This is a genomic window from Bradyrhizobium sp. 138, assembly GCF_023074075.1.
Taxonomy (GTDB): Bacteria; Pseudomonadota; Alphaproteobacteria; order Rhizobiales; family Xanthobacteraceae; genus Bradyrhizobium.
The window spans coordinates 1-5,033 of record NZ_JADPKT010000052.1 but is presented as its reverse complement, the minus strand read 5'-3'; the positions used below and the strand labels follow the sequence as shown (position 1 = coordinate 5,033).

General features: G+C 56.1%; 1 protein-coding gene and 1 pseudogene. Both read right to left on the bottom strand.

Annotated elements, in window-relative coordinates; all coding sequences use genetic code 11:
* Positions 1 to 2,852: 2,852 nt before the first annotated feature.
* Positions 2,853 to 4,187, bottom strand: a complete 1,335-nt coding sequence (locus IVA79_RS18270; protein ID WP_247555112.1) for an aspartate aminotransferase family protein — start codon at positions 4,185 to 4,187, stop codon at positions 2,853 to 2,855.
* Between the two features lie 579 nt (positions 4,188 to 4,766).
* Positions 4,767 to 5,033, bottom strand: a pseudogene (locus tag IVA79_RS18265) (hypothetical protein); the annotation flags it as partial.

The following is a 5,033-nucleotide window of genomic DNA, read 5'->3' as shown; positions in this document are numbered from 1 at the left end:
ATGGCATCTGCCATCGATTCACTCCCAACGATCAGCTCATGCCAGGCTGTATCGCAGACCAAGCTCACGACCGCGAGGTGGGGGCCTCGTGCCGGTTACACTCAATGCGGCGATCGCCGACCTCAAAGCCAAGGTGATGCGCAAGCTCGCCGTGAGTCGTAACGAGCCGTTCGCTCACATTATCATAACCATCCGGAGACGATTCGCAGCTTCTCGTCATCCGACCAGCGCCGCCGGCGACCAGTCTCGACCACCTCAAGCGATTCGAGGTGAGTACTGCGCTGATGGCCGAGGAATATCATCCGAGCTAAGCCCTGCAGTTTGAGAAGCCATGTGGCTGCCAAGCGCCATATTGAGTTCATTTGTTCTTGAGAGGGGGAACAGCCAAGTTGCTCGTGCTGTTTATTGCGCGAGCACTAGACTGTACTTGTTAACACTCTGCCTTCCGCAGGCGCGTGGAGGTGGCCTCGAAGCCGCTGAACGATTGGCTCAGACCGCTGATCAGCAACGCCACCCTGGCTCTGACGACGGAACACTCAGCCATCTTGGCTACAAATACAGCTCCATGTCACAATTCCTCCAGTCGTAAGAAGCCATCGCAATTCCGGTCGGCGACCGCAACATCCTCTCCCTATCAAACGCTCTTAGCAGCCGCTGAACGGGTAACAATCTCAGAACGCCGAGAGTCTTTGCAAGATGCACCATGCAGTTGACCGACTCTTGACAATGGCCGCTTTGAGTTTCCACGCCCCACCCATAAGGGAACGGAAGGCTGCCGCGCAGACTGCACCTTCATCACCAGATACGCTCCGGTCAACTACTAACCCTGGTAATTGATCTCAAAAGCGAACGCTGGTCCATTTACGCCGTTACGCCGTCTACTACAAAGAAACGTTTTGCATCGAGCATCTGACGTATGATGCGTGACGGCTCTCAAGCCGCTTGCACGCGTCATCATGTCTTCGTGGAGTCATTTGTGGGATGAATGGATGATCAGACATGAGCAGAAGCCCACCTGTGCGATCTCGGATCGGGCGGCACAGCCTGAAAATCGTACCGGATTGAGATGCATCGATCTGAGTTGAACGTGGCGAAAGTTGCGGAGTGATGGGCTTGCCAGCTGCAGAGAATGCTTTTCTCTGAGCATTCCGCTCAAGGTCATCAGCGACTTGGCTCCCTCCTCGGCCTGCTCATTTGTGGTGCTCCGGCCGGAATTCGCAAGGCGCCAAGCCAACCTACCGTTTTTCGAGTTCTTGGACTGGCATTAGCGTCTTAAGCAGGGCGGCGAACATCAGCAGACCCGACACTGCGACGACCCATCGAGAGCTTTGAAGGAGAAGTGGACGCAAAGGAGGCCTCGCCGGACAATTTCTCGCTATGAAAACCTGGGGCTAATGGTATGAACCAAGCGGGCCTACGAAACACCTTGGCGCCCCCGCTGAACACTCAAGCTTTAGCTGATTTCTTTACCGTCTTCGGCGAGGCGAGCACGCGGTCCAGAGAGTCTTGCGCATATTTCCAAGGTCTCAATTATGCATTCGCCAGCTTTCAATGTTAGTTCGCTCATTTCTCGAATCTGTTGGTGAAGAGAAGCAAAGACGTCTGATGCGGTAGGTAAGTTTCTTCTTTCCAGCGAAAACGAAAGCGACCTGCCTTTCCCTAGAATTGGTAGCAGCGACTCGCCTGGTGCTTGCTGTAGATTGGCCTTCGGGACGAATGGTTCGCGACTAGAGCGGCGGAATTGTTGCCGCGATCTGCAACGACCATGCGAGATGGCCGTGACAGTTCTCTAAACGTGATACGGATCCCGCCATTCCTGAAGCGTCAAAGAACGGAGCTGCAGATGCCAAGCCCGACAGATGATCCACTTATCCCAGCAAGACCCACAAATTACACGTACGGGTGCCTCGTCGGACCGGTGCAGTTCGCGCTTGGAAGCAACAAGCGAGCTGGGCCGATAATCCCGACCGCAACGACCAGTTTTGCGCTTGGCACCGCTACGGCGGCGAACGTTCAGTGTCGTGCTCGCCGGCGTACCTTGTGGGTGCAAGACAAGTGCAGCAGATCTAAACAGACAAAGACCCATGGCGCCGTGCTGCTCGAAGCTAGCGGACAGCTCAAAGGCGGGCACACTAGCAAGCCTCCCCAGCTATTTCTCGCATCCGAAAACGGCGAGCTCTCTCGCCGAAAACGGCGAGCTCTCTCGCTAACAGAACCGCAGCGATCGATCCGCTCACGGTGTGTGACGAGCCGATCGATTACGAGATCATAAAGCTGCAAACTGATGGTCAATGGTTATGAAGCTTGTTGAATATCCTTCCGGAAGCTCCACCAGACCGAGAATCTTCGTTGGCAAGAATCGTTTCGGAAACTGGGTCGTCCGCGAACAGAACGGCATTTTTGGCGGCTTATTCGCGAGCCGGGAGCAAGCGCTCAAATACGCACTCGGCGAGAATGGCCAACATCCAGAAGCTATCCTCGAGGTATCTCGCGAGATCGAACTCGATATTCCCCACGATCCGCAGAGGCGCGCGTCCTGCCGATCGGCTTAATTGAGAAAGGTTGTTGGCTTTGCTGCAGCCCGCGTAAGCAGACCGCCACGCCCTTATGTGAGGATGCAGATTGGCTGTAGTGCGATCACGAGCAGTGAAACAGGGACGTCGAGTTCGCGCCTAGGACGGGAACCAGGTCGGACCTTCGTCGGCCGCTGTCGCGGCCCGGGGTCACGCGTGGCTACAGCCCGGAGGGAGCTTGAATACCTTCTTTGAGCCTCGCCAAGCAAGTTACGGCGAACATAGACTCTGGCCAAAGATCATTTAGCGGCATGCTGGCGAAAAACACTGCCGTTTCGTTCACTTGCGTACCTTTATCGCGTCCAATATGTCTTGACGGCTCTCGAGAAAGCCTGCGAACACGTCGACGATGAACTCAGCGTCGGCACGCGTCATCGGTGACGAAATCGATGCGGCCGCACCATACGGCAGGATGATGCCGTTCTCCGCAAAGAAGCGTGTGAGCTCTTTCATTAGAGTTGCTCCGGCAGGCGTGGGATAGATCTCGCGATAGTCGCTCGGGGTTTCTGCCCTCGGATGAATGCGGAAGAGTGAGGCGGCACCGGTGACACAGAGCGGAGCGCGCAGGTTCGAAATGGCCCGGCCGATCCCGTCCCGGACAATGTCCCCAAGGATCTCCAGATGTGCAAAAGCCGCATGATCGAGATGACGCATGGCAGCCAACCCCGCTGTCATGGATAGAGGATTGGCAGAGAACGTACCGCCTTGCGGAAGCAGTGGCCGACCCATTGAGGCATCGAATACTTTCATGACGTCCTCGCGGCCGCCGATTGCGCCAATCGGCAAGCCTCCGCCGATGATCTTGCCCATCGCAATGACGTCCGGAACAAGGCCGTAACGTGCGGAAGCACCCTGAAAGCTCTGCCTAAGATTGAGGACCTCATCAGCGATCACAAGAATCCCGTTCTTGCGGGCAGATTCCTGCACCGCGGCCATGAATTCAGGCTTCGGCGCAACGAGTCCCCCGCGGCTCGGCATCGGATCCAGAATGACGGCGGCAAGATCCTGCGCATTCGATGATATCAAGCGGCGTGCGCCTTCAACATCATTGAAGCGCAGCACAACCACCTCGTTGAGCACGCTTGCAGGCATACCCCGATAGAAGATCGTCGAGTTGGGCTGGTTGGCGTCACCCCAATTGGCCGGTGTCGCCGCTTGACTGACCTCGACCCAGTCATAGGCGCCATGATAGGCGCCCTCGAGCTTGGCAATCTTCGAACGTCCGGTGAAGGCCCGCGCAGCTTTGATCGCAAATAGCACGGCCTCAGTCCCGGTATTAACAAAGCGAACACGGTCAATCCGCGGAATGCGCTCGCAAAGTAATTCAGCGAGCTCGATCTCGCTCTCCGTCGGATTTGCGAAACAGCTGCCGCGCTGAAGTTGACGGGTTAGTGCTTCTACAACGGGGCTGAAGGCATGTCCATGGATCAACGTCGTGAAGTTGCAATTGAGATCGAGAAACCGGCGGCCGTCGACATCGAAGAGATAGCTGCCCATCCCACGCTCAATGTAGAGCGGAGTTGGATCCCGCTCAATCGTTACCCGCGAGGTGCCGTCCGGGAACACCCTTTGCGCCCGGGCAAAGCTTTCGTTGGACGCCTCCCCAGCGCACAAGACTTCTGCCGCCGTATTGGAACCTGCGTTATCTTGGTTCACAACATTCTCATTGCCTTCTTGAAGTCGTCCCAAGTGGGCCGACAACAGCGATCGCAATGCCACAATATGCGGGCCCTTCTGTTCGACTTCCGGTGAGTGCCGGATGGTCTGTTGAGTGACATCGAGTCAATTTGCTCATCGCAGAGGCCGGAACATCATTTGAACTAGATTAGCTGCCCTTCGTGCCGGACCGCTGCCGCCTTCGGCTATTTCTCCGCGATATTTGTTCGGTACTCGCTTGTATCCTCGCGGGCTCACAGTAACGAGCTTGCTTGCAGGCGCCTGGCACATGCGCAGCAAAGACCGATTGGTTTGGGAGATGTCATTACCTGATGGCCTCGTGTGGCGCTTCTGCTGATACCTTCCGATTAGCTGCATCACCGCGAACGGCTAGTTGCTAGCTGACCGTATTCATTCATGTTAGATCGTGATACTACCTACTCTGGTGATAATTGTGCCTTTAATGGGAAACGTCTCGTTAGCATCGGTTTGAAGATGGCGCCAAACAAGAGATCCGCCTACTCGCAAGGCGAACAATTAGTATCTTTTCTCTGCGCGCTGCGAAGTTTGCCCTCGAGCTGGATCTAAGAGATGGTCTCGGTTGTCTGAACAGCAATCCCGCGTCGATAAGTGGAACGGCAGCTGGTTGAAGTAAGCTTGATCCGGAGTGCCGCGGTCAAGGCGGGACGCCGGCCATTGTAAAAGTCGAGGTATCGGCTGATCGAGGCGCGGGCGTCGAACACGGTGTCGTAGGCGCGCAGATAGACCTCCTCATATTTGACACTGCGCCGCAGCCGCTCGACG